The organism is Lentzea sp. NBRC 105346, from assembly GCF_030269605.1.
In the GTDB taxonomy this organism is placed as follows: Bacteria; Actinomycetota; Actinomycetes; order Mycobacteriales; family Pseudonocardiaceae; genus Lentzea.
In genome coordinates this window covers 88,089-109,760 of the sequence record NZ_BSTQ01000006.1, presented here as the reverse complement: position 1 = coordinate 109,760, position 21,672 = coordinate 88,089, and the positions used below count along the sequence as shown (strand labels likewise).

The window sequence follows — 21,672 nt, the reverse complement described above, 5'->3', positions numbered from 1 at the left end:
CCATGTCTCGGTTCGACCTGCACCCCGCCCACATCGATGGACTCGTCAATGCCGGTCTGCAATTCGGCTTGATCGGCGTTCTCGACGATCTCACTCCGGTCGGCCAGATGCTTCTTCAGCAGCACCGGCCCGTTCGCGACGCCGAGCAGGAGGACAGCGAGCCGCCGGACTACGTCGCGACGGTGACCGACCGCGCGCTGCATCCGATCGCAGTGCTGTGCCTGCTGGACTGCTACGAGTACCAGACCAGCGGAACGATCGGCTGGCCCACCAGCGAAGCGCACGCCTGGACAAACACCCTGCGCAAGACCGTGCTGACCCGGCTGCCCGCTGAGGCCACAACCACTGTGCGCCATGGCGCCGCCTACATACCGGCCTACCGGATTCTGGCTTCCTACACCGAAACACCCTGGGGCATCACAGAACTCGACCAGGTCCCCGAACTCGGGGACGGCGTCATCGAAGTGCCAGTCGTCCGGAAAGGACTGCGTGCGGAGATCCTGACCGGCCCATTCCACAGCCCTAACAAGGGCCTGTCCTCCCGCGTCCGCTACGTGACGATCCTCGGCGTTGGCGAGGATCGGACACTCCCCGCTGTCGCCCGGATTTCCGAACCCTCGGACGACGCACCGGGCGTGTACCTGCTGTTCGAGTACGGCCGCTACGTCGCACGCCCCCGCTGACGCCCCGTCAGGAACGTGGTTCATGGCCTCCGGTGCTCACGTGCACACCAGCGACTCCCGCTGGCGCGAACTGATCGGTCACAGCCTGCCCATCCCGCTGCACGACCGCACCGAGCCCTAGCCCGGACCAGCGCCGGCCAAGCACGGAACCCCACCGAACCGCCACACCGACCCATCCAGGAGTTTGACCATGCCTTCACGCGATGAACTGCACGCCAGGCTGTTCCTACTGCGCGCAGCCGAACCACCAGCACCAGCCATCCACCAGTACGTCGCCGTCCACGGGCCGGTCGACGCCGTCGCCCAGATCCGGCACGGAACCGCCCCCGCCACCGTGCGCAGCGAGATCACCCGGCCCGAAGCCCGGATCGACGACGACCTGCGAGCCCTCGACGACGGAACGGCGCGTTTGCTCACGCCCGAGAACGACGAGTGGCCGTTCGGCCGGCTGACCAGCCTGGCGACCGGCCACGGCGCTCCGCTGGCGCTGTGGATACGCGGCAGCGGCTCGTTGGCCGAACTCACCAGTCCCGCGGTCACGGTCACGGGCGCCCGCGCGTCCTCGGCGTACGGGAACACGGTAGCCGGGGACATGAGCTGTGAGCTCGCTCGCGCCGAGGTGACCGTCGTCAGCGGCGGCGGTCTCGGAGTGGACGAGGCGGCGCACCGTGGCGCACTGGCAGGCCAGGGCAGGACGATCGTCGTACTCGCCAACGGTGTCGACCTGACCTACCCGCACCAGCACGCCCGCCTCTACCAGACGGTGATCGACCAGGGCGGACTGCTCGTCAGCGAATATCCGATCGGCGCGCCGCCGACCCGCGTCCGCTTCCACGCTCGATGCCGGCTACTGGCTGCGCTCAGCACAGCGACTGTGATCGTCGAAGCCGGGCAGCGCAGCGGCGCTCTCACCGTCGCCCAAGCCGCCAACGAGCTCGGCCGTCGGGTCTACGGCGTACCGGGACCGATCCACTCTGCCACGTCGAAGGGCGTTCACGAGCTGCTGCGCACCGGCGCCGCGATCGTGGCCAGCTCTGTCGAGCACATCAACTACCAGGAGGGAGTGCGATGACGGCCCCTGATGCCTTCCTGGCCGCCCTGGCCGACCTCGACCTGCCGCCCGAGTGGCGGGTCGAGGTGGCCATCCGTCCGCGACGGCGGTGCACCGGCATCCAGGTCAATCCGGGAGGCGGTGTTGCCGTGCTGGTCCCGCCGGCTGCCGCCCCGGAGCAGGTTGCACGGTTTGTCGGCAATCATCGTCGATGGATCACCGAGAAGGTCGATGCGGCCAGGCGGTTGGCCCCGGATCACGCGGTTAAGGAGTTCGTCGACGGCGAAGAATTCGACCTGCTCGGCCGACGCTACCGGCTCCAGCTGGTCGACGGGTTGCCGGCGAGTGCCGCACAGCTGCCTCTGATCACGCCTGACGGCGTCCTGTCCGCGCAGAGGCAGCGGCCGGAGCTGGTCCGCGGGGCCGTGATCGGGCTGTACCAGCAGGTCGGGCTCGCCTGGGTAGAGCGCGAAGGCCGTCAGTACGAGCTGGACGGCCGGATCGACAGTCTCGACTACGTCGTGCGTGACCTGGGCCGCCGTCGGTGGGGTGCCTACTACGGGCCGCCCAAGCACACGACGACGCTCCACTGGGCAGTGTTCGGACTGCCCCTACGACTGATCGAGTACGTGCTCGTGCACGAACAAGCCCACGCGACTCAGCCACCCGGTCAAGCCCACGGTCCGGCATGGCAGCGACGGCTGAGCCTGTGGATGCCGGACTGGAAGCAGCGCAAGGCCGAGCTCGACGAAGCCGGCCGACATGCCTGGCTCGGCGACTACCAGCCACGCCAGCCATCTGCGCAGATGTCCTAGTTTATGAGGTGATAGACATGCGTGATAGACAGTCCGCGATGACCAAGTGTCGTCGTACGCGAAACGATGACGCCAGGCGAGAGAGGCTCCCCGATGAGCGAGAACGTCCCCGAGGAAGTCCTGCAGCTCCGCGCCGCTCGGGCCGAGGTCGAGGGAGTCAAGGCCGATCTGGAAGCCGCCCGCACCAGGCAGGCCGCGCTCGAAGCAGACATCGAGAGCCTACTCGCGAAGCAACGAGAGGCTCGTAAGAAACGCCAGCAGGCCGTGCTCGCGGCAGACGCAGCAGGAGTTCCGCGCTTGAGGATCTCCAAGGAGGTCGGCATGCAGCGCAGCAACGTGTACAAACTTCTCGAAGGTGCCAGCGACGAGTCCTGAGTTCCGCATGATCACATCGAATCGTCGAGGATCGAGAGCGCGTGCGCACGTATGGGCCGCTATCGGAAGGAGACGTTGACCGCGATGTCGCGCAGCAAGTCACCGTGCCAGCTCTACGAGCGGGGCGCGACGGTGTCCGGGAACCAGCTGCACGCGGACTACTTCGCCGCCGTGGAGCTGGAGAACCTGCCGACGCGTGAGCTGGCGAACCAGGGGCACATCGTCGAACGCGGCTACGCGGTCGCGACCGCCGGACAGTGGTTCTTCTTCCCTGCCAGGGAACCAGCCGTGGCATTCGGGATCGCAGCCCGCATGTCGACTGACTGTCGCAGCTGGGACATCCTCCATGCGGTCCGTGAAGTCGTTTACTGCGAACGGCACGAGATCGACGAGACCGTGCTGCTTCTCGGTCCGCGCGATGTCGTCGAACGAACTGACCGCGCCGCGCAACTGACGGCACTGAAGCGGTTCGTGCAGGCGGTGAAGGAACATGCCTGGTCCTCACACTGGCACGAGCCCACTGGCTACATCACCGACTACAACGGCGGGAAGCCGGTGAAGACCTCTCGCAAGTCGCTACCACTGTGATCAGTGCGCTCATTCGGGGCGGTGTCTTTGAGCACGCCATCGACGGCGCAGCGTCCATATTGGACTATCTGCTGAGTTTAGGTGGTGAACGATCAGCGTGAGCACTGCAGCTGAGCCGCGATGGCGTTAGAACGCGTATACACCGTGCCGCTCATCCAGAAGCTCCCGCCACCGCGGGATAGGGATCCGGGTGCGGGCAAGGCTTACCCAGCCTTCGTGTAGTGCGCGGATGGTCACGTCTTCGAGGATGTGCCAGTCAGCCTGGCACCGGCAGGAACGACACGAATTTGGGTTGAAGCTGGAGCCGCGTGCTCTCTGTGGACGTTGCCGGAGCTGCGCAGCCAGGTCGGTTAGTCCAGCTTCGTCGAGGATCAAGCGGGCGGTGTCCACGGCATTGGGCTGGTCGCATGTCACCAGTTCGCCGACCTGCGGCCGATGCCATGGCCGAAGCCCGAAAACCCAAGTCATCCCGGCACCACACGAGCTGCACGGATGGTCGTAACCCCAGACCTCGACAAACAGCTTTCCGTCGCCCAACGCGAGCCCTTCAATGACGTGTTAGCCGGGACCGACAGCCAACACTCCAACGCAGTCCAGCCTACCTCGCGCCGAACTGGTGGTCCGCCAAACCTGTGATGCCGATACGTCTCACAGCTCGGAGCCCTGGGCTTTCCGAGACCGCACATCGGCTACAAGCGCTGTAGGTTCCGGCTGAATCTGATCACGGGCCTCAGTCCCAACTGGCATTTCCGGGCCACTTGCTGGCACAACCGTAGCGATGCTGGCTTTCGCATCACGCGAACTTGCTGGCGAAGCTGACTGCGGTCCCGCACGTCTCACCGAAACGGCGCTGACCAGTTCGGTCAGCGCCGTTTCGGTGAGACAGGATCAGCCCTGGGAGCAGTAGTGATCGCCGGGGGTGATCACGTTACCGCCGGACACGATGTTGTACACGTCGTGCTGACTGGGACTCAATTGGGCTACCTGCTGGAGCGCGACGTGTCCCGCGTTGGCGTTCCAGTTGCCAAGCGCGCCCACTCCCGCCTCCTGCGAGGCCCCGAGGCACAACGGGATGCCGGGACCAGAAGGCTGAAGGTCGTCGATGGGGTCTGCCTGGGCCGCAGGGGCGATAGCCATCATCGTGGCGGCAGCGAGCAGGCTCGTAGGAATCAAACGCATGACGTAGATCTTTCCGTCGAACAGAGCAGCCGTCGACATATCGAAAGCGTGAAACTTCTTCAGCCGGACACCTCGGCCAGCAACAGGCGCTTGCCTTCTATCACGCCGATGCCGACTACGGCGACGAACTGCACAAGCTGCGCGGCGTCACGAGGAGCAGCCGTCGAGCTAGTACAGGTCCCCGTCGGCAACTGATCATTCGGCGTTGTGCCACCTGGTGATTCCGCGCTTCCTGATTAGAGTCCGCATCAAGGTTCTCCTGGTTGGTGAGCCCGGTAGTCGCCCTTGCTTCGTCTTTCCTGCTGTCGCAACAGGTCATGACCCCGGTGTTTCCGTCATACTTGATCAGGCGGTCATGTTGTGGTCATCCGCACGCGGAGAAGGTCAAGTGCGCGTGGAAACTACAAGCGCGCGTTGCCAACTGGTCGGCTGGCCGCAAGGTAGTCGTCCCCGTTCCAGCGATACCCGCCAACCTGTACTGGCTCACCGAACGTCGGAGCGTGCACCATCTTTCCCGCGCCGATGTACAGGCCAACATGGTGAACATTGCCGGGTGTGCCGTAGAAGACGAGATCGCCGGGGAGCAGCGGCTCGTTGGCGGGTACCAATGGCCCAGCGTTGTACTGTGTCTGCGCAGTGCGGGGCAAGGAAATTCCGGCCGCGTTGTATGCGGCCATTGTCAGCCCCGAGCAGTCAAACCCAGCGTCACCGCCAGCCGGTCCATTGCCGCCCCAGACGTAGGGCAGACCGCGCTGGCCGCAAGCGAAGTTGATGGCCACGATCGTCGCACGGCTGGGCGCCTGGATGTTGTTGCAGTCGCCGGTGCCGACCATTGCGTCGCCATACTTCTTGGCTTGCGCGAGGACGTCGTTGACGTACCAGTCCGCGTGGTTGTAGGCGAAGATCGCTTTGCGAATGTCTGTTGGCGCACCGGAATCGCAGAGGTAGAAGGACGCCGCGTAGATCGCGTCGTGCTTGTTCCACGGTGACGGAGGAGTTTTCCCTCCAGGTGGCAGCGGATGTCGATCAACAACACTGTCGAAAGTGGACTGAAGAAACTGCATCGGCCCTCGTGCCCCAGCCAAATTCTGAGTTCCCTCGGCGATACCGATCAGCGTACTGCGGCCGTGATCGCTCTCGATTTTGCCGATGGCAGCGAGGATAGTCCAGTCCAGGCCAGGACACACGGGGGCCGCTGCTTGATAGAGGTCGAGGTAGTCACCGGGGATGTCGGCGAGGGCTTCCTGACTGGGCTGAGTGCTGCTGCTGCCGAAGAGGGCCTTGACGACGGCTTGCCCGATGCCGCCGATGAGCATGGGGATGGTGATCATGGCCGTAACGGCGGCGATGGCGATCTTCAAGGGGTCACCTCCGGAAGCGGCTGGCGGTTGGGGATGGTGGGAGTGGCCCTGGCGCGGTGAGTTCCGCCGGCACCTGCTGGGCCGGGAGGGATGTCGTCGACGGCGCTGCGGTGGGTGTCTCGACATGGGGCCAGAGTTGGGCGAGTTCGACGAGCCGCATCCGGCCCGGTCGTCGTGATGACGGTCCGGAGATCGGCAGCCACCGGGCGACGGCGGGGTTGTTCTCGCCGACCACGCCCGCGATGTCCGCGGCGCTGGTGGCTACCGGCACCAGCGTGGGGCGATCCAACTGGGACAGTGCGTCAGCGAGTGCTCGGCGTGCGTTGGTTTCGCGGCGGTTGGTGGGCAGCCAGACCAGTACTGGTGTGGTGATTCCTGTTGTGGTGGCGAGTCTTTCGTAGCCGTGGAGCTTGCGGCCGAGCTTGCTGAGGTCTTCGGTGCCGAAGTCGAATTCGAGGAAGAACTCGATTTGGTGGCCGTCTTCGCGCCAGCGTCCGTATGCGTCGGGGCGGACCACGTCGCCGAAGAGCCGCCCGCAGCGGAGTTCGGACCACCACGCGGTCAGCCGTCCCCGTGCGCCGGGCCGTCGGCTGAGGGCCACGAGGGTGGTGAAGAACCCGTTGACGCCCACGGTGTGCGCCAGGCGTAGCGAGTGTGCGATGCCGATGGCGTCTTCGTGTCGGTAGCCCAGTTTCCTGGGATCGAGGCCGTCTTCGTAAGCCAGCGCGACCGAGCCGGCGATGTCGAGCACGTAGTGCATCGGGGCGGTGCCGGAGGTGACGAACGGCTGGAACCTGTCGAGCACTCGCCACTTGTAGAGGTCGAGAAGGCGGTGGTTGGCCGAGCGTACGCTCGGGTAGCAGAGTTCGATGATCTGCTGGGTGGTGAGCACCTTGTGCTCGTGCAGCATCCGCGCCAGCCATCGGTCCCGGAGGGTGAGCCGCCTGGCGAGCTGGGCGTGGTGCTCTCCGGTGGTGGCCGCGCGTGGCGTGGGCCGTTGCGGCATGTGTCCACGCAATGCCCGTTGAGGCGTGGGATTCGAAATCATGGGTACGCACCTCCGAGGTTTGGGCAGAAGTTGGCGAAGGCCGAGGCAGCGCAGGGCTGGCTCAAGGGCCGCGACGTGCGCTCTGGGTGACCCGCATGCGTTGCGGGAGAGCGAAACCGGCGGGCTATACCGCTCGGCGAGGGTCTACGGTTGCATGTCCGAGCCGCGCCGTCGTGTTGTCTGCGGCGGCGACCGGCGGACGGGTGTTGATCTTTGCTGCTGTGCGGATTGCCTTGGCGCGTCCGGGAATCGCGGGCCGGAGCTTTTCGGTGACAGCGGTGAACGGTGGTGCTTCCTCGCCGCCCAGGACCAGGCGGGCGGCGACGTGGTAGACGCCGAGGTTGGACAGGTCGTGATCAGAGAGCCGCGGCATGGTGTGCCGTGCGAGCCGTTTCGCGTCCTCGGGGCTGGCGTTGAAGAAGATCTTCGACCGGGCGTTGGTGCTGATGCCCTCTTCGAGCTCCTTCGGCAGCTGTCCGAGGTACTGGTGCGCCAATGCAATGGAGAGCCGGTAGCCACGGGCCTCGGCGAGCATGTCCTCCAACGGATACGCGAGGTTCAGGAAGTTGTGGCACTCGTCCACGTACAACCCGCAGTCACGGCGGTGCCGCTGCGGGACGCGAGCACGGCGGGTGGCGGCCTGCCAGGTGCGCGCCACGACGATCGAGCCGACCAGTCGGGCGGTTTCCATGCCCAGGGCGTCGCGAGCGATCCGGACGAGGCAGATGCCACCGGTGTTGAGCACCTCGTCCATATCCACTGTGGACGCGCCGCCCGCGATGGCGGCGCGGACGAATGGGCGCAGCAGGAAGCCGCGGATCTTGTTCATCAGTGGCGCGATCACCTGTGCGCGTGAGGCGTCGGACAGGTCGTCGTACCAGGACCAGAAGCCTTTGAGCACGTCGTCGTCGATCTGGTCGCAGGCCCGTTGCCGGAACGCAGGCACGGTCAGCAGCTTCGGCAGGTCGATCAGGGTCGGTGTGCCGGGCATCGCGGTCAGCGTCAGCAGCCCGGCGCGCAGGATGTCGTCGGTGCGCGGTCCCCACGAGGAGGCGTAGATCCGGGAGAAGATGCTGACGAGGTTGTCGACTGCGCGGGCCTTGTCCTTTCCTTCCAACGGGTTGAGCACCGGCGGGCGGGCTCGTGAGTCGGCGTCGAACAGCACGACCTTCTCACCGAGCTTCTCGGGCAGCCGCATCAAGATGTCCGAGACCAGGTCGCCCTTCGGGTCGACCACGACCACACCGCGGCCGGCCTCGGCGTCGGCAAGGATCATCCGCGCCATCAGCTCGCTCTTGCCGGAGCCGGTGGCGCCGAGGATGTGCAGGTGGTGCCGCGCGTCGGCGACGTGCAGGCCGACCGGGCGCGAGTGCCCGGAGTCCGACAACCCCAACGGCTTGATCAGATCACCGGTTGTCGCGATACCCGGCGGTGGCGGCACGGCCTTCGCACCTGCCCGCTGCAGGCCGGGCGTGGCCTCGTCGATCGGCAGGTGCGCGATCGCGGCCAGCTCCGGAATCGAGAGGAGATCGCCCTTGCCGAGCCGCCGCTCGGCCAGCACCCTAACCGTGTTGCGGCGGAGCCGGACCCGGCGGTAGTGGTTGTGCTCGGAGTAGGCGGCGAACGCCGAGGCGATCGCGTGCCCGCGGCCCCGTAGTACCTCCCGCACCGCTTGGATCTCGCCTGACGTCGCGTCGCTGGGGACGGTGGTGGCGACGGCGTAGCGAATGCGGGTCTCGAACTGGTTCGCCCGCAGCTTCTCCACAACAGCCCGGTCCTGGGCGGCGTACTCCAGGCTGGTCTGCCGATCGAGCTGTGGCGTCCGCGTACTGGTCGACGACTGGGGTGTCGTGCCCGGCGTGATGGCATCGAGCAACCGGCCGACCAGGTTGACCGAGCCGCCCGCGTGCACGCGCCGTGCGGCCCGGCGTGCCTTGGTTACCCGGTGCCCGGCGACCGGGCGGGCGAGAACCTGTACGCAGGCCCGCTCGTGCGGGCCGAGCCCGACCGGCGCGCCGAGCAGCGCCCGGATCGGGTCGGCTGGGTGATCGGTGCGGATAGGTAGCGCCTCCGGCCGCGCCAGCCGCAGCTCACCGCCGACCGCTTCGACCCGTCGGCCTGCCGCGGCGGTGAGCGGGATCGGTGGCCTGGCCGGGGTGGTGCGGGTATGTGCGCCGGGCCAGGCCGCTTCGATTGCGCGCTCGACCATGCCGGGTGGCACGAGGCCGGGCACCCACAGCCTGATGTGCACGCCGTCCGCGGTGAATGTCAGCTCGAAGCCGAGGTGTGGTTGCCCGCTGAACCGGCGCAGCCAGCCTGGCCGTAGCAGACCGACCAGGTTGGACCACACGGTGATCGCCCCGGATGGGTCGACTGTTGGCGGCGCCAGCACGGTGACCAGGCGGGCATCAATGACCAGCTTCTCGTGGTAGCGGCGCCGCCACCGGCACCGCGCGACGACCGCGGCGGTGATGGCGACTACGAGGAACGGCCCGACAATCGGGCCCCAGGTCAGCGCGAAGTCACGCAAGTAGGCCAGTACGTTGTGGACCGAGCCGAGCGGGTCGCGCAGGTAGTCGCCGACCGGCGAAGCGACCACACCCACTGCCAAATCGGCGCGCGGTTGCGGGACAGAGGACACGGGCGCGGCGATGATCGACCAGGACATCGGGGACCTCCGATGAAGTCGGTGACGGAGTTGGGCATGACTGGATGTGCTCGGGTCAGGCGGCCCGCGGCTTGTCGATCTGCGTCTGTACGCGATCAGTTGTGCCGGGTTCGGTGGCGGTGCGGGTGTTGTCGACGTCCAGGCGCAGATGCCGGCGGCCGTGGCGGGCGGAGCGTTCGGATCGACCTCGGCCTGCCACTCGGAGAACCGGCGGCTGGCCAACCGTTTGAGGTAGGCGGGGATCCGATTGGCCGGGACATCCACGAGTCGCGGGCCGAGTACAGCGAGCAGATCGCTGGCTTCCTGGGAGGCCCACCCGGCGGCAGTGATCGCCGCTTCGTCGGAAACACATCGGCCACGCGATCTGCGTCCGGTGTTCAGGGCGGTGCCCTGGGTTCCCCCGTAGGAGTAGACCCGCAGAGAGATTCGCGAGCGGATTCGCTTCGCTGTCGAAGGCCTCCAGGATTCCGACGTCGTGCGGAAGTGGGCGCGTTGTCAGCGTGATCCAGTCGGGTCGTGATCGGTACATCCATTGGCCGGCAGTGTGATCACGAACTTAAGGCCCCCACTATCCCGGCGGTGTTCCCAGATCGCGACGACGGCGCCAATCGCCACCAGGATGACAATGCCGAGATAGACCACAAGGGACTGGAAAGGCCAGTGTGCGACGACCGCGATCAGGATGATGAATGCTCCCAGGCGAAGTAGGAGTGCCAGCGCGCGCCAGCAGGATGCCGAATTACCGTATGTTCGTTGAGATTGCATGACTAACTCCCTGAGTAGGTGGATCGATAGGGTTACCTTGTTGTTGGCTATCACGTGGTATCGCTCTATGCTGCGTCGAGTTCGATCTGCGACGCGCCGTCGTCGTCGAACGTGTCCGCGATTCTCGCGGCGTCGTCGGTGCCGAGTTCGACGTAGGAGTTCGGGATTCCCGACAAGTTGTCGTGAATCCCGAAGATCTCTGCGGGATTAGTCGTGACCAGCTCGTGCTCGACTGGTGAGGCAATGGACTGGAACGCGACCCTTTGCGTCCCGGTCGACAGGAGCCCCTGGCCGCGATCCGCGGAGAGCAGGAACTGGCGTTCCCCCATGGACAGATCGAAGGTGCGGGTGATCTCGTCGATCGCCTGCGAGGCTTGCCTCAGCAGGATCTGCGTCGCCGCGTTCGCGACGACCGCCTTGCCCAGATCCGAGCCCAGCACGTCGGCGGTGTCCTGTGTGGCCACCGTGAGGCCCGCCCACTGCTTGCGTGACGCTTTGGCCATACGGAATAGGAATTCGGCGCCTGCGGGTTCCTTCATCAGCAGCCAGGCTTCGTCGACCACGACCAGCCGGGGTTTGCGGATGGCCGGGTTGGAGACTTGCCGCCAGACCGCGTCGAGCGTCAGCAGGGTGCCGATCGGCTTGAGCTCGTCGGCGAGATCCCGCAGCGAGAACACCACCAGGTGCCCCTCGGGCCGGGTCGAGGTAGGGCCAGAGAACATTCCGGAGAACGCGCCGGTGACATACGGGTGCAGTCGCGCGGCGAGCTCGACCCCGGCGGGGTCACCGCCGTCGGCGAGGACATCGGCGAGGTTGGCCAGCAGTGGTGCCGGGCGGGTCCAGGTCCGCGGATCGGACGTGATGCCGATGCGCTGGTAGGTCGCGGTGATCGCCCGGTCCAGCGCAGCGCGTTCGGTTGCCGTGAGCTCGCTCCCGAGTAGCACTGAGATGACGGTGTGCAGGAACAGCGACCGTCGGATGAGCGCGTCGCGGGGTGCGGTGCGGCGTCCGTCCGGGCGGGTGTGGATCGGCAGGTCCATCGGGTTGAGCCGGACCTGCTCGGCACCGAGGTGGACATGCGTCCCGCCGACCGCGGCGGCCAGCCGGGCGTACTCGTCCTCGGGGTCGATGACGTGGATCTCGATCCCGCGGTACAGCGACCGCAGCAGCTCCAGCTTCACCAGGTACGACTTGCCCGCGCCGGAGCGGCCGAGGATCACCGAGTTGTGGTTGTCCAAGGCGAACCGGTCGTGGTGCACGAGACCTTGGCTTCCGACGTTGAAGCCGTAGAGCACCCCGCTCGGTGCGCCGACCGACGTCGGGTCCGGCGGCGGCAGGTCTGGCGATGTGAACGGGTATGCGGCGGACAGCGCGCTGGTGTCGAAGGTGCGGCGCATGCCGACCAGGTCCAGGCCCATCGGCAGGCTGGTGACCCAGCCCTGCAGACTGCGGTAGGTGGTCGGTTTGCAGTCCAGCAGCAGGGACGCCGCCAGCGCACGGACTGCCGCGACCTCGTCGCCGAGGGCTTCCTCTGTTGGGGCGTGCACCGTCAGGTACAGGCCCATCCGGTACAACTTGCCCTCCCCGCGGGCGACCCGCGCGGACAAGTCATAAGCGTCCTCCGTAGCCGCTTCAACCTGGGGGTCGAACAGCCTGCCCTTCTCGCTGGTGTGCCGCCGTCCGGACTCCAGTTTGGACAGCTGTTTCTTCAACCGGTCCGCCGCGGTGACCGGGTCGATCGGCTCGATGTGCAACGAGACGTCCACGCGGCCGGGGTAGGTCAACAGCGGCTGCAGCCACCCGTTGTGCACCTCGCGCGGATAGCCGGTGACGGCGAACGACGAGACCCATTCGCCACCGACTTCCAGCGCGCGGGGGCGGACCGAGATGGCGTCCGGGGTGAACGCGCCGGCCCGCCCGAGCGGCGGCTGGACGGTCGGGGGCTTCCCGCGTCGCTTGTCCTTGGCCTTCATGAGCAGTACCTCCCTGCGGCGTTGTCGTAGTCGTCGGGCTCCTCGGCGGTGTCGTCGAAACCGTCGTCCCAGCCGTCCTCGGTATTGGGAAACTCGTCGTGAGTGGTGAGCGCGGAGCGGCCGAACGCGGTCTCGTCCCAGCCCTCATCCGGGGCGGTGGTGATGACCTCGTCCGACCCCGCCAACCCAGCGCCCGGCGGAATCAAGCTGTCGGGGTTGCAGGCCGCGGCCAGCACCGCGGTGGCCTGCCCGGCATCCAGCGGAGTGACCGTGATCCCTGACGGCGAGAGCAGCTCGACCGCCTCCCCGAGCCGGCGCAGCAGCCGGGCCTCGGCGGCCCGCCGGGTGGCGTCGTCTACCAGGCCAGCCTGTTTGGCGGCCTTACGTCGCGCCGACAGGGCGGCCAGCGGCGAGGCACCGCCCAGCCCGTCGGCCAGGCCACCGGCGAGCAACGGCTCGCGCAGGACCAGCAGGACCTGACGGCGCAGCAGATCGGTGGCGCGGCCGAGCTGGTCGAGGTACTCGGCGTGCTCGCGCGCCGCCTGTTCCAGCGCCGGGTGCGGCAGTCCACCGGCCTGCTCGCGCAGCTCTGCGATCTGCTCGGACAGGTCCAGCCGTTCCGCCCGGATGAGCACCTGCACCGGCGCGGTAAGCGAATGCAGATACCGCCCGAAACTGGCCACCAGGGACTCCTGCTCAGCAGGCGTGCGGAGCCCGAAGTTGATCGTGGAACAGACCGCGACCACAGCGACGCCGTCCTTGCCAAGGTCGATGACCCCGGTGTCGGTGACCCCCTCGGCGGGCAGCCGCAACGCGGCCGGCGACACCACCGCGCCCGCGCTCTGCTTCCGCTTGGTGTTGCCCCTGCTGCTGACGTCGACGTGATTGGTGAGCCACTCCGGTGCGGGGCGGATGCCTTCTGGTGCGGTCACCCGGTGCTGCGGACTCATCCACTGCCGCAACGCCGCCAGGGCCAGCCGGTCCAGGGTGATGCCATCGCGCTGACCGAGCGCGAGGAACGCGGCGACCGCACCGATCGGGATGGCGACGATCAGGAACACCGCCAGCGGAACGAACGCGCGGATAACCGTGTACGTCCCGTACAGCACGATCCCGGTGACGGCAAGGATGAGCAGCTGCCGCGCGGTCAGCGAACCGATCACCCTGTCCTCGCGATCGACGTCGGCGGGAATCCTTACCGGCAAACTCATTGCCCTTCACCTCCTGGGGCTGGCCTCGGCGCGCGGAACACCGGCGGCGGAGCAGAGTGCGTCCGCCGGTAGGCGTCACCGAGACGAGGCTCCGGCTGCGCCTGCCGGAACACCGGCGCAGCGGGCGCGGACGCCGGCCTGGCAGGACTCGCGGGCTGCGGCGGTGCAGACGTGACCGATTGGAACCGCAGCTGCGGCGGCACTGACGCCACCCGGATCGGACGAGCCGACGGCGATGCGGCACCACGTCGGCGCGGCCCACCTGCGACCTGGAACTGTGGTGCCGAACCGGGCCGCGGTCCTCGCCGCGACGACCGGCCGACAGGGGTGTCCGGCACGGAGGCGGAGCTGAACTCGGGCTGTGTCGGCCCCAGGGTCGCCGGAACGACAGCGGGATCGTGCACAGTCTGCTGAGGCTGCGGCTGCAGGAACTGGGGCGCCTGCGACGGCACGCGCGATCGGCGCGCGGCCCGAATGCGTTCCGCGTCGTAGGCCGCCCTCAGCCGCCGGGCGACCATCTCCGGAGTGACCAGACGTCGTGTATGCACCGGGGCTGACCGACGAGATGCGGGCACGTGGCGAGGACCGCCGGGCGAGGCGGTCGCGGAGGCAGTGGCCACGCGTCGTCCCCAGCCGCGTCCGCCGAGCAGGCCCATCGCCTTGCCGAACACAAACGCACGAACCAGCCCGCCGACAAACGAGCGACGTCCGCCGATGATCTGGGCCTGGCGCAGCACCCAGGTCGGGATCTTCACCAGGATCCACACCAGGGCGATCAGCACGATGAGGTTGATGATCCCGTCCGGAGTGGGGGCGCCGAAGAACGTGAACCCGCCGGGCTGCAGAAACACCTTCAGCGCGCAGATCAGCGTCAGGCTCTGCCCGACCTGGATGCCGAGCACCCCGGCACCGGTGCGCCAGAACCAGTGCGCCACACCCTCGGTCTGTGGCAGGCCGTGACACATCAACGCCAGCGGCGCCCCCGCGAGCAGGATCACCGTGAGCGCGACCCGCACGACGTAGCCGACCAGTAGGGCGACCAGCAAGATGGTCAGCACCAGCGACAGGAACCCGGCGAACATCCCGCCAGTGAGCAACGAGTTGGTCACCATCGTGACGAACAGTTCGCTGACCGCCCGGCCCGTTGTCTGCGGATCGAGGCTGTCACCCAGCACGGCGACCGAGACGGCGTTGGCGAAACGGATCGCCTGGTCGCCGAGGAACAGGCTGAGGTTGGCGGCGATGAACCCGACCACGACCCGCGGGGCGATCTCGCGGACCGAGTAGCGGGACTGCACACTCTCGTGCCCCATCAGCACGATCCCCGCGATGAGAACGAGCAGGGAGTAGGCGGCGACCACGAACAGCCGCGACTGCTCCCAGATCTCGCCGATGCGCGGCAACTGGTCCAGCGTCGGCGTGGACAACAACGTGCTGCCGATGAACCGCAGCAGCATGTTCAGCGACTCGCCGACCAACACATCCACAAAGGCCGCGACGCCCTCCCCGACGCACGCACTCGGGTTCGTGATGCCGCACTCCCCACCCGACGCGGCCGGTGCAGCGCTCACCGGCGGGACCGACGACGGCGTCGGCGAGGACGTGGTCGGCTGCGGCAGGCACCCTGGGGGGCGGGGCTGACCTGGCGGGGACGTCGGGCATAGGGACGACGTCGTCGGGTTCGGGGTGGGGGTGGGTTGGCATGGCGCGGGCGGCTGCGGCCCCGCGCACGGGTCGGCTGGGTTCGACGGTGCGGTGCTGGGTGTCGTGGGCTGCGCCGACGCGGAGAGCGTGAACACGCCGCCGAGCACGACCAGCAGGCTGGCGAGCAGCATCCACACCACCCGCTGCCGCGCACGACCGGCTCGCGCCACACCGGTGGGACGCTCGGCCGTCGACACGTCGAGCCTCGCGGGTACCGGCTGCCGGGGACGGCGCTGGGTGGGGTGGGTGCCGGTCATGGTCAGGCCCCCACGATCCCTTTGAGGATCTCCACCACCAGCGGCGCCAGTGCCGCGCCGCCGTAGCCCCAGCAGGCCGACTTGAAGGCAGTCTTCGACTTCTCGATCTCACCGGGATCACCCGAGCCGGCGATCCGGCGCACGAACGCGATCGACAAGAACACCGTCGCCAGACCCGCCAGGATGCCCATGATCCAGTTGCGGATGTTGGTCAAGACCTGGTCCACCGTTGCCGCCAGCGCCACTACGTGCACGGTGTCGGCCGCAGCGGACGACGCCATGCACGCGACCGTGAGCGCCACCAGCGCTGCGGTCAGCAACAGCCGCCGACACCCAGACATCGGAGTGCTGTGCGTGGTCCCGGAAGTCGGCTCGGTGAGCTCGGACTCGGTCGACAACGGCTCCGGCGCGACTGAGTATGAGCTCGGTCGATCCGATGGGATCCGCTCGGACGCGGTGGACAGGAGAGTGGTCAGGCGCATTGGGGCACCTCCGAAGGTCGGGCAGAGCGCGGGTGTGTCCCGCAGCCCTTAACTCCGGATTTCGCGTCCGTTTTGGACACCGGGCCCTGAACTTTCTGCGCGCGTCCGCCCAGCCGTGCATATACGGAAAGTGATGTCCCTTCCGGCACGCGAGTCACAGAGGCCGGTCGGGACAGAGCAACTGAGGTAGTCACTTGAGCAGTCAAGGAATCGGTTTCGCCTTCGTCGACCGCGCCATCCCGCAGGTAGGTGAGCAGGCGCGCCTCGGCACGTTTACGAACCTTGTACGCAGCCCAGACCGGGGCGTCGTGCCTAGCCGCCCAGTCCGAGAGAGCGACAAGTTCGAGCCGGGTTGTGCCGATGAGTTCGGCTTCGGTCTGGGTCAGGACGCCGTCCGCAACCGCACGGGCGAGCACCAGATCCGGGTGCCCCCACGGCGCGTGCGGCGGGGTGGATCGGAAGCCCGGTGCGACCGGAGTCGGACCCGACAGCGCCTCGGCGAGCGCGTCATAACCGGACCGATACGCGTCCCATCGCAGCCGCAACATGATCCGCGGCGGACGCAGATCGATGGTCGACAACGCGGACAGGAATCCGCGCAACACCTCGGCGTGCACGTCCGCCGGATCGCCTGCGAACCGGTCAGTCAAGGTCGCCGCCACGGAGGTCAACGCGGGTAGCGCGACCCCGACAGCGGCGACCGTCCAGGTCGCTCCTTCAGTACGGGACCGCAGTACCAGATGCGCCCACACCGCATCCCGCGTCGCCTGCGAACACTGGCGCGCCAGCAGCCGGTCGCGGACCTCGTCCAGCGGGACGTACCGGTCGGGCAGTCCCGGAAAGAGCCGACCGTTCAGCGACAGCGGATGAGGCCCGGTCACCAGCCAGTTAAACGTATCCTGCGCGATATCCAACGAGTTCGGGACAGCCCTGTCGCGACCGCGATGAAGAACAGGTTGTGCCGCCATGTCGTGACTCCTCGGCGTCGATGCAAACAACAACGACGTCAGGAAGCCACGACCGATACCAGCGAAATACCACGCCACTACTAGCAGCCAACTAGTGCGCCGCCGCAGGCACCACTAGCGAACTACTATTTCACCTAGGGCGCACCTCCAAGAAAGATCCATATCGTCACACGTTGAACGTCGAGCTTGATCAGCACTAGTAGGCACTGAACTGCGTTTATAGTCGCACACTAGTAGCGCGCTGGTATCCGACATCGCACGAGAAGCTCTCGACACAGCCCTCGCCGCAAGATCAGCGGCTTGGCTTCGGAAAAATCTTGGAAAACTTGGCCGCGTCACGTCCAGAACGCGGCTCGGAAGCCTGCCCCGATACCGCCGGATGGCCCCAATGTTCGGGCCCCGGCAAGAACCGAAGAGCCTGCTACCCGCCGGGTCCAAGCAAACCTCGGCATTCGTCAAGAAATTCAGTTCGGAGTGTCCAAAACGGGGCCGAAAAGCGGAGTTAAGGGGTGTCAGGACACACGGCACCCATCCGCCGGAGGACACCCACGATGACCCCAACACACGGCAACGGATCCCCAAGGGACGACTCTGAGCACGGTTCCACCGAGTTCCCGGCCGTCCCGATCTCGCTACCACGGACGCGGCGAACACCGCGCTCACGCACGCGGCACCTCGCGCTGCCCCACCTCCGTCCCGTCCGGCCGAGCACCGTCTGGATGTGCGCTCAAGAGGACCTCCGTGAAGGAACCGGCTCGCTCGCTAACTGGCTGCTGGCCGCAGTCATCAAGATCGTCACCACCTATACCCAGCCCGGCCAGCGGGTACTGCTGCTCGCCCCGGCTCCGTACCTCGCGCCGCCCGCGTCACGACCGACGACGCTGGTACACCACCGACCTCAGCACGACCCGTATGTCGGACTGCACGAAGCGGGCTGGACCGTGGCCCGACTCGGCCGCGGCGTCCAGACGCAGACCGCCGTCGCGCACTCCGAGCCCGTCGCCGAGTGCACCGTCAACGAGCCGGCCGAGTCGGAGTCCGGACCCGGACTGACCACCGAAAGCCCGTCCGTCGGACACACGGTCGGACCGTCCGCGGACCGCCTTCGCGAATCCGACTCGGCCACGACCGGACACGGTTCGGACCACTACGACCTGATCATCACCGCAGTCCAACCCCGCACGCTCGACTGGTTCCACCCAGCCGACTGGGCGGACGTGCTTACCCCGACCGGCACCCTCGCCATTGTTACTCAAGGTGATCGTTCGAGTGGTCGGCTCGCCGACCCAGCTGGGGCGCTCGTGCGCGCCGCGCACCACGCCGGACTGAGCTACCTCGATCGCATCGCACTGCTGCGCGAACCCGTCCGCGACGGAGCGCTCGCCGTAGCGGCACCAGCCGTACGTGACCGTTCCTCGGCCGCGTCGGGACGGTCGACGACTTCCGTTCGGCACATCCAGGTGCATGAGGACCTCTTGGTGTTCGCCCGCCAGCCCACCCCGACAGGCATGGCCGACGGCGAGGAGACCTCCGATGACTGACCGTCGCACACCGCCCTGGCTGACTCCGCCGTTGTCGGTATGGCCGACTGGGCAGCGTGCCCCTCTGGCGCAGCTGCGTGACGCCGGCTGCGTGCTCGGCACCGAGACCGACACCGACCGGATCCCGCCCGCCGTCGCCGCCTACGCGGTCGCGACCTACACGCGTCCTGGCGACCTCGTTCTGGACCCGGATTGCGGTGCCGGGACCGTGCTGACCGAGGCGTTGCGTGCTGGCCGTCACGCGCTCGGGCTGGCCGCCCGCACCCGGTGGTGGACGCTCGCCCGCGCGAACATCACCGCCGCCAAGGCTGCAGGCGCGTGGCGCGACGGCTCGGTCCTCGACGCCCGGCCGAAGATGCTCGCGACCGTCCAGGCTGCCGGGTTGGTCGGACGAGTCGGACTTGTCCTCACCACCTTGCGCACCGCGTCGGACCGCCTGAGCGGTCCGAACCACGACCCGGTCGAGTCCGCCATCGCCGACCTCACCACGACACTGCTCTACTGCGAGCCGCTGCTGCGTTCCGGCGGACACCTCGTCGTCGTCGCGCGACCTCTCCGACACCCGGACGGCTCGCTGGTCGACCTGCCCACCCCCATCATCGCCGCCGGAATGTCGGCCGGGTTGGCGCCGATCGAGCGGTGCATCGCGCTGACCGCCGGACTGCGTGGCAGCCGACTGGTCACCCGCGCCTCACTTGCCGAGCGCCGCGCCGCCGACCGAGCCCGCGCCGCCGGTGCGCCGACCGCGCTCACCGCGCACCACGAGGTGCTCGTCTTCCAACTCGCACACGACGCCGAACTCGCCGTAGCAACGGCAGCCGGCGTCCCCTGGCCGGCCGAGGACGAGGTCATCCGGCCCGCCGTCAACGGCGTCGAGTACCCCGGCTGGAGGCGAGCGGCATGACCACGCGCCTGTACTGCCGCGAGTGCGGCTGGCACCCCGCGTTCCGACGCAAGCGCGCCGCGCTGCGCGCCGCAGCTCGCCACCACTGCACCGGCACACCAGTGGTCGAGACGCGTCCACCGTGGTGGTCCCGACTGTGGACATACCTGTGGACAGACCCGGCAGATGCCTCGGCCATCGACACCGCAGGCGGTGCGGACGGCCAGCTGGTCGATGCCCGCGGTAACCGCATCCAGTGGGCCGTGCTCTCCGCGCACCACGCCGAGACCACCTTCCGCGCCCACCAGGCGATGGTCGACATCGTCCGCGCCGGCTACCAGATCGGGCCGCCGCCCTACGGATACCGCGCCCTGAGGATCCGGGTCACTGCCCCAAGTGGACACAGCAAACTGCGCGCAGTTCTCGTCCCCGACTGGCAGACCGCCGCCGTCGTCAAGCAGATCTTCAGCTGGCGCGCCGACCACGGCCTGAAGTTCGCCGTCATCGCCGCACGACTCAACAGCGACCCGCGTCAGTACCCACCCCCGATGCCCAACGGGCGGTGGACCGCCAAGTCCGTCCGACGGATCGTCACCAACGTCAAGTACACCGGCCGCCAGGTATGGGCGCGCACCATCGCCGGTCGCCCGGCACCGGTGGAGCAGTGGGTCACATCAGCTCCGAAAGTGCACGAGCCGCTGGTCGACGAGCGCACATTCCACCGTGCTCAGCCCTCACCCGCCGCGCCCCCGCCCGGCACGGTGGATCCGGTCGATTCCCCGCCGGGCGCGGCATGACTACCCGTCGGTGGACGCTCGCCGCCGTGGTCCTGTTCTCCGGTTACGCGGCGACGGTCGTCGGGGCGAACTGGGCCTCGACATTGTGGCCAGCGATCGCGGTCGCGGCCCTGCAGATTCCTGCGGGAGCACTCTTCGCCGGGCTCGCGTTCACTGTCCGGGACCTCCTACAGGATGCCGTTGGCACCCGGACAACGCTGCTCGCGATCGCTCTCGGCGCGGCGTTGTCCGGGCTGGTCGCCACACCGCGCATCGCGCTTGCCAGCGCGGCGGCCTTCGCCGTCTCCGAACTGGTCGACCTCGCCGTCTACACGCCGCTGCGCCGCCGAGGTCGCATTACCGCGGTGGGCCTGTCGAATGCGGTCGGGCTGCTTGTCGACAGCCTGCTGTTTCTGCCGCTGGCGTTCGGCTCGCTGACCTACCTCGCCGGGCAACTCGCCGGGAAGACCATCACCACCGTCCTTGCGGTCGCCGTGCTCGCGAGCGCACGCGCTCGTCGGGGGGCGGTGCCGGCGTGAAGTTCTTCCTAGGCATTCACCAACCCATCTGGCTCACACGCGTACGCGACATTCCGCTGCTGGTCTCGCACCGGCGGCTCGGCCACCGCCGCACCCTGCCCAGGTCCGTCACCGAATGGGCGCTCGACTCCGGCGGCTTCACCGAACTGCAGCTCCACGGTCACTGGCAGACCAACGAGAAGGACTACGTCCAGGCGGTCCGGCGCTACGCCGACGAGATCGGCAACCTCGCCTGGGCCGCGCCCCAGGACTGGATGTGTGAGCAGAGCATCCTCAAGCGCACAGGCCTCACGGTCCGCGAGCATCAACGGCGCACCGTGCGCAACCTCGTCCGCCTCCGGGAACTCGCGCCCGAGGTTCCTTGGGTGCCCACCTTGCAAGGTTGGAAGCTGTCCGACTACGAACGCTGCGCCGACCTTTACCACCGAGCCGGCATCGATCTGGCAGCCGAGCCCCTCGTCGGAATAGGCACGGTGTGCCGACGCCAGAGCAGCGCCGACGTCGAGCTCATCATGCGTACGTTCGCCACGCGCAACCTGAACCTGCACGGCTTCGGCATCAAGATCACCGGCCTCAACAGGTACGCCGAAACTCTCTCCAGTTCGGACTCGATGTCATGGAGTAGGCGTGGCCGATACATCCCCGGATGCGGCCCGAGCCATCGCACCGAGTCGAACTGCCTGCGCTTCGCGCTGAGCTGGTATCGGCGAATCCAAACCACGCTGGGTTCGACAGGACTACCTGCGGACGACCCATCCCCAGAGCCGTTGGCGAGGGTCGCATGAGGACCGTCGCCACGTTACCG

The 21,672-nt window shown here is 67.7% G+C and carries 21 protein-coding genes and 1 pseudogene; 11 read left to right on the top strand and 11 right to left on the bottom strand.

Features of this window, described 5'->3' with window-relative positions; translation table 11 throughout:
* The first annotated feature begins 2 nt into the window (after nucleotides 1-2).
* The 6 genes from QSK35_RS14940 to QSK35_RS14920 all read left to right on the top strand — a co-directional run bounded on the left by QSK35_RS14940 (nucleotide 3) and on the right by QSK35_RS14920 (nucleotide 3,512).
* The gene (locus tag QSK35_RS14940) at nucleotides 3-683 is read left to right on the top strand and encodes a DUF8317 domain-containing protein (protein ID WP_285746358.1); all 681 of its coding nucleotides are present in this window, start codon (nucleotides 3-5) and stop codon (nucleotides 681-683) included.
* A gap of 22 nt (nucleotides 684-705) precedes the next feature.
* Nucleotides 706-804: a DUF8317 domain-containing protein gene (locus QSK35_RS42835; protein WP_502881656.1), complete on the top strand. Its 99-nt coding sequence runs from the start codon at nucleotides 706-708 to the stop codon at nucleotides 802-804.
* Nucleotides 805-873: 69 nt separating this feature from the next.
* A complete protein-coding gene (dprA, locus tag QSK35_RS14935; protein WP_285746356.1) occupies nucleotides 874-1,755 on the top strand; it encodes a DNA-processing protein DprA in 882 nt (293 codons plus the stop codon).
* The gene (locus QSK35_RS14930; RefSeq protein WP_285746354.1) at nucleotides 1,752-2,549 is read left to right on the top strand and encodes a M48 family metallopeptidase; all 798 of its coding nucleotides are present in this window, start codon (nucleotides 1,752-1,754) and stop codon (nucleotides 2,547-2,549) included. Before dprA ends, QSK35_RS14930 begins: the two co-directional genes overlap by 4 nt.
* Before the next feature lie 93 nt (nucleotides 2,550-2,642).
* Nucleotides 2,643-2,924: a hypothetical protein gene (locus tag QSK35_RS14925; RefSeq protein WP_285746352.1), complete on the top strand. Its 282-nt coding sequence runs from the start codon at nucleotides 2,643-2,645 to the stop codon at nucleotides 2,922-2,924.
* 51 nt (nucleotides 2,925-2,975) lie between these two features.
* Nucleotides 2,976-3,512, top strand: coding sequence for a hypothetical protein (locus tag QSK35_RS14920; protein ID WP_285746350.1), 537 nt, complete (start codon nucleotides 2,976-2,978; stop codon nucleotides 3,510-3,512).
* Between the two features lie 888 nt (nucleotides 3,513-4,400).
* Here QSK35_RS14920 and QSK35_RS14915 read toward each other — a convergent pair.
* From QSK35_RS14915 to QSK35_RS14865, 11 genes and pseudogenes are all read right to left on the bottom strand, one after another.
* The gene (locus tag QSK35_RS14915) at nucleotides 4,401-4,730 is read right to left on the bottom strand and encodes a hypothetical protein (protein WP_285746348.1); all 330 of its coding nucleotides are present in this window, start codon (nucleotides 4,728-4,730) and stop codon (nucleotides 4,401-4,403) included.
* Nucleotides 4,731-5,092: 362 nt separating this feature from the next.
* Nucleotides 5,093-6,052 (bottom strand): C40 family peptidase, encoded by a 960-nt coding sequence (locus QSK35_RS14910; protein WP_502881655.1) that lies wholly within the window; start codon nucleotides 6,050-6,052, stop codon nucleotides 5,093-5,095.
* Nucleotides 6,053-6,056: 4 nt separating this feature from the next.
* Nucleotides 6,057-7,100, bottom strand: a complete 1,044-nt coding sequence (locus QSK35_RS14905; RefSeq protein ID WP_502881654.1) for a replication-relaxation family protein — start codon at nucleotides 7,098-7,100, stop codon at nucleotides 6,057-6,059.
* A gap of 124 nt (nucleotides 7,101-7,224) precedes the next feature.
* Nucleotides 7,225-9,768 carry a helicase HerA domain-containing protein gene (locus tag QSK35_RS14900; RefSeq protein WP_285746344.1) on the bottom strand — a complete coding sequence of 848 codons (2,544 nt, stop codon included), beginning with the start codon at nucleotides 9,766-9,768 and terminating at the stop codon, nucleotides 7,225-7,227.
* Between the two features lie 55 nt (nucleotides 9,769-9,823).
* Nucleotides 9,824-10,188: pseudogene (locus tag QSK35_RS42830) on the bottom strand (GP88 family protein); the annotation flags it as partial.
* 75 nt (nucleotides 10,189-10,263) lie between these two features.
* The gene (locus QSK35_RS14890) at nucleotides 10,264-10,533 is read right to left on the bottom strand and encodes a hypothetical protein (protein ID WP_285746342.1); all 270 of its coding nucleotides are present in this window, start codon (nucleotides 10,531-10,533) and stop codon (nucleotides 10,264-10,266) included.
* Between the two features lie 65 nt (nucleotides 10,534-10,598).
* Nucleotides 10,599-12,506 carry a VirB4 family type IV secretion system protein gene (locus tag QSK35_RS14885; protein ID WP_285746340.1) on the bottom strand — a complete coding sequence of 636 codons (1,908 nt, stop codon included), beginning with the start codon at nucleotides 12,504-12,506 and terminating at the stop codon, nucleotides 10,599-10,601.
* Nucleotides 12,503-13,717, bottom strand: a complete 1,215-nt coding sequence (locus QSK35_RS14880) for a PrgI family protein (RefSeq protein ID WP_285746338.1) — start codon at nucleotides 13,715-13,717, stop codon at nucleotides 12,503-12,505. Before QSK35_RS14880 ends, QSK35_RS14885 begins: the two co-directional genes overlap by 4 nt.
* Complete coding sequence (locus QSK35_RS14875) at nucleotides 13,714-15,678, bottom strand: TrbL/VirB6 family protein (protein ID WP_285746335.1); 1,965 nt, start codon at nucleotides 15,676-15,678, stop codon at nucleotides 13,714-13,716. Before QSK35_RS14875 ends, QSK35_RS14880 begins: the two co-directional genes overlap by 4 nt.
* Nucleotides 15,679-15,680: 2 nt before the next feature.
* Nucleotides 15,681-16,019 (bottom strand): hypothetical protein, encoded by a 339-nt coding sequence (locus QSK35_RS14870; protein WP_285746333.1) that lies wholly within the window; start codon nucleotides 16,017-16,019, stop codon nucleotides 15,681-15,683.
* Nucleotides 16,020-16,150: 131 nt separating this feature from the next.
* Nucleotides 16,151-17,206: a serine/threonine-protein kinase gene (locus QSK35_RS14865; RefSeq protein ID WP_285746331.1), complete on the bottom strand. Its 1,056-nt coding sequence runs from the start codon at nucleotides 17,204-17,206 to the stop codon at nucleotides 16,151-16,153.
* A 641-nt stretch (nucleotides 17,207-17,847) separates the two neighbouring features.
* On the opposite strand from QSK35_RS14865, the gene QSK35_RS14860 reads away from it, so the two are divergent.
* The 5 genes from QSK35_RS14860 to QSK35_RS14840 are packed head-to-tail and all read left to right on the top strand — an operon-like array spanning nucleotide 17,848 to nucleotide 21,652.
* The gene (locus QSK35_RS14860; RefSeq protein ID WP_285746329.1) at nucleotides 17,848-18,669 is read left to right on the top strand and encodes a hypothetical protein; all 822 of its coding nucleotides are present in this window, start codon (nucleotides 17,848-17,850) and stop codon (nucleotides 18,667-18,669) included.
* Complete coding sequence (locus tag QSK35_RS14855) at nucleotides 18,662-19,573, top strand: DNA methyltransferase (RefSeq protein WP_285746327.1); 912 nt, start codon at nucleotides 18,662-18,664, stop codon at nucleotides 19,571-19,573. Before QSK35_RS14860 ends, QSK35_RS14855 begins: the two co-directional genes overlap by 8 nt.
* Nucleotides 19,570-20,349 carry a recombinase family protein gene (locus QSK35_RS14850; protein ID WP_285746325.1) on the top strand — a complete coding sequence of 260 codons (780 nt, stop codon included), beginning with the start codon at nucleotides 19,570-19,572 and terminating at the stop codon, nucleotides 20,347-20,349. The genes QSK35_RS14855 and QSK35_RS14850 overlap by 4 nt, the downstream gene beginning before the upstream one ends.
* A gap of 26 nt (nucleotides 20,350-20,375) precedes the next feature.
* Complete coding sequence (locus tag QSK35_RS14845; protein WP_285746323.1) at nucleotides 20,376-20,867, top strand: VUT family protein; 492 nt, start codon at nucleotides 20,376-20,378, stop codon at nucleotides 20,865-20,867.
* Nucleotides 20,864-21,652, top strand: a complete 789-nt coding sequence (locus QSK35_RS14840; protein ID WP_285746321.1) for a deazapurine DNA modification protein DpdA family protein — start codon at nucleotides 20,864-20,866, stop codon at nucleotides 21,650-21,652. Before QSK35_RS14845 ends, QSK35_RS14840 begins: the two co-directional genes overlap by 4 nt.
* Nucleotides 21,653-21,672: the final 20 nt, after the last annotated feature.

Coding starts and splice junctions, on each gene's coding strand:
- QSK35_RS14900 (WP_285746344.1), bottom strand. CDS start 9,768: ATGTCCTGGTCGATCATCGCCGCGCCCGTGTCCTCTGTCCCGCAACCG.
- QSK35_RS14875 (WP_285746335.1), bottom strand. CDS start 15,678: ATGACCGGCACCCACCCCACCCAGCGCCGTCCCCGGCAGCCGGTACCC.
- dprA (WP_285746356.1), top strand. CDS start 874: ATGCCTTCACGCGATGAACTGCACGCCAGGCTGTTCCTACTGCGCGCA.
- QSK35_RS14880 (WP_285746338.1), bottom strand. CDS start 13,717: ATGAGTTTGCCGGTAAGGATTCCCGCCGACGTCGATCGCGAGGACAGG.
- QSK35_RS42835 (WP_502881656.1), top strand. CDS start 706: ATGGCCTCCGGTGCTCACGTGCACACCAGCGACTCCCGCTGGCGCGAA.
- QSK35_RS14860 (WP_285746329.1), top strand. CDS start 17,848: ATGTGCGCTCAAGAGGACCTCCGTGAAGGAACCGGCTCGCTCGCTAAC.
- QSK35_RS14925 (WP_285746352.1), top strand. CDS start 2,643: ATGAGCGAGAACGTCCCCGAGGAAGTCCTGCAGCTCCGCGCCGCTCGG.
- QSK35_RS14920 (WP_285746350.1), top strand. CDS start 2,976: ATGGGCCGCTATCGGAAGGAGACGTTGACCGCGATGTCGCGCAGCAAG.
- QSK35_RS14855 (WP_285746327.1), top strand. CDS start 18,662: ATGACTGACCGTCGCACACCGCCCTGGCTGACTCCGCCGTTGTCGGTA.
- QSK35_RS14885 (WP_285746340.1), bottom strand. CDS start 12,506: ATGAAGGCCAAGGACAAGCGACGCGGGAAGCCCCCGACCGTCCAGCCG.
- QSK35_RS14905 (WP_502881654.1), bottom strand. CDS start 7,100: ATGATTTCGAATCCCACGCCTCAACGGGCATTGCGTGGACACATGCCG.
- QSK35_RS14915 (WP_285746348.1), bottom strand. CDS start 4,730: ATGTCGACGGCTGCTCTGTTCGACGGAAAGATCTACGTCATGCGTTTG.
- QSK35_RS14850 (WP_285746325.1), top strand. CDS start 19,570: ATGACCACGCGCCTGTACTGCCGCGAGTGCGGCTGGCACCCCGCGTTC.
- QSK35_RS14930 (WP_285746354.1), top strand. CDS start 1,752: ATGACGGCCCCTGATGCCTTCCTGGCCGCCCTGGCCGACCTCGACCTG.
- QSK35_RS14890 (WP_285746342.1), bottom strand. CDS start 10,533: ATGCAATCTCAACGAACATACGGTAATTCGGCATCCTGCTGGCGCGCG.
- QSK35_RS14870 (WP_285746333.1), bottom strand. CDS start 16,019: ATGTCTGGGTGTCGGCGGCTGTTGCTGACCGCAGCGCTGGTGGCGCTC.
- QSK35_RS14940 (WP_285746358.1), top strand. CDS start 3: ATGTCTCGGTTCGACCTGCACCCCGCCCACATCGATGGACTCGTCAAT.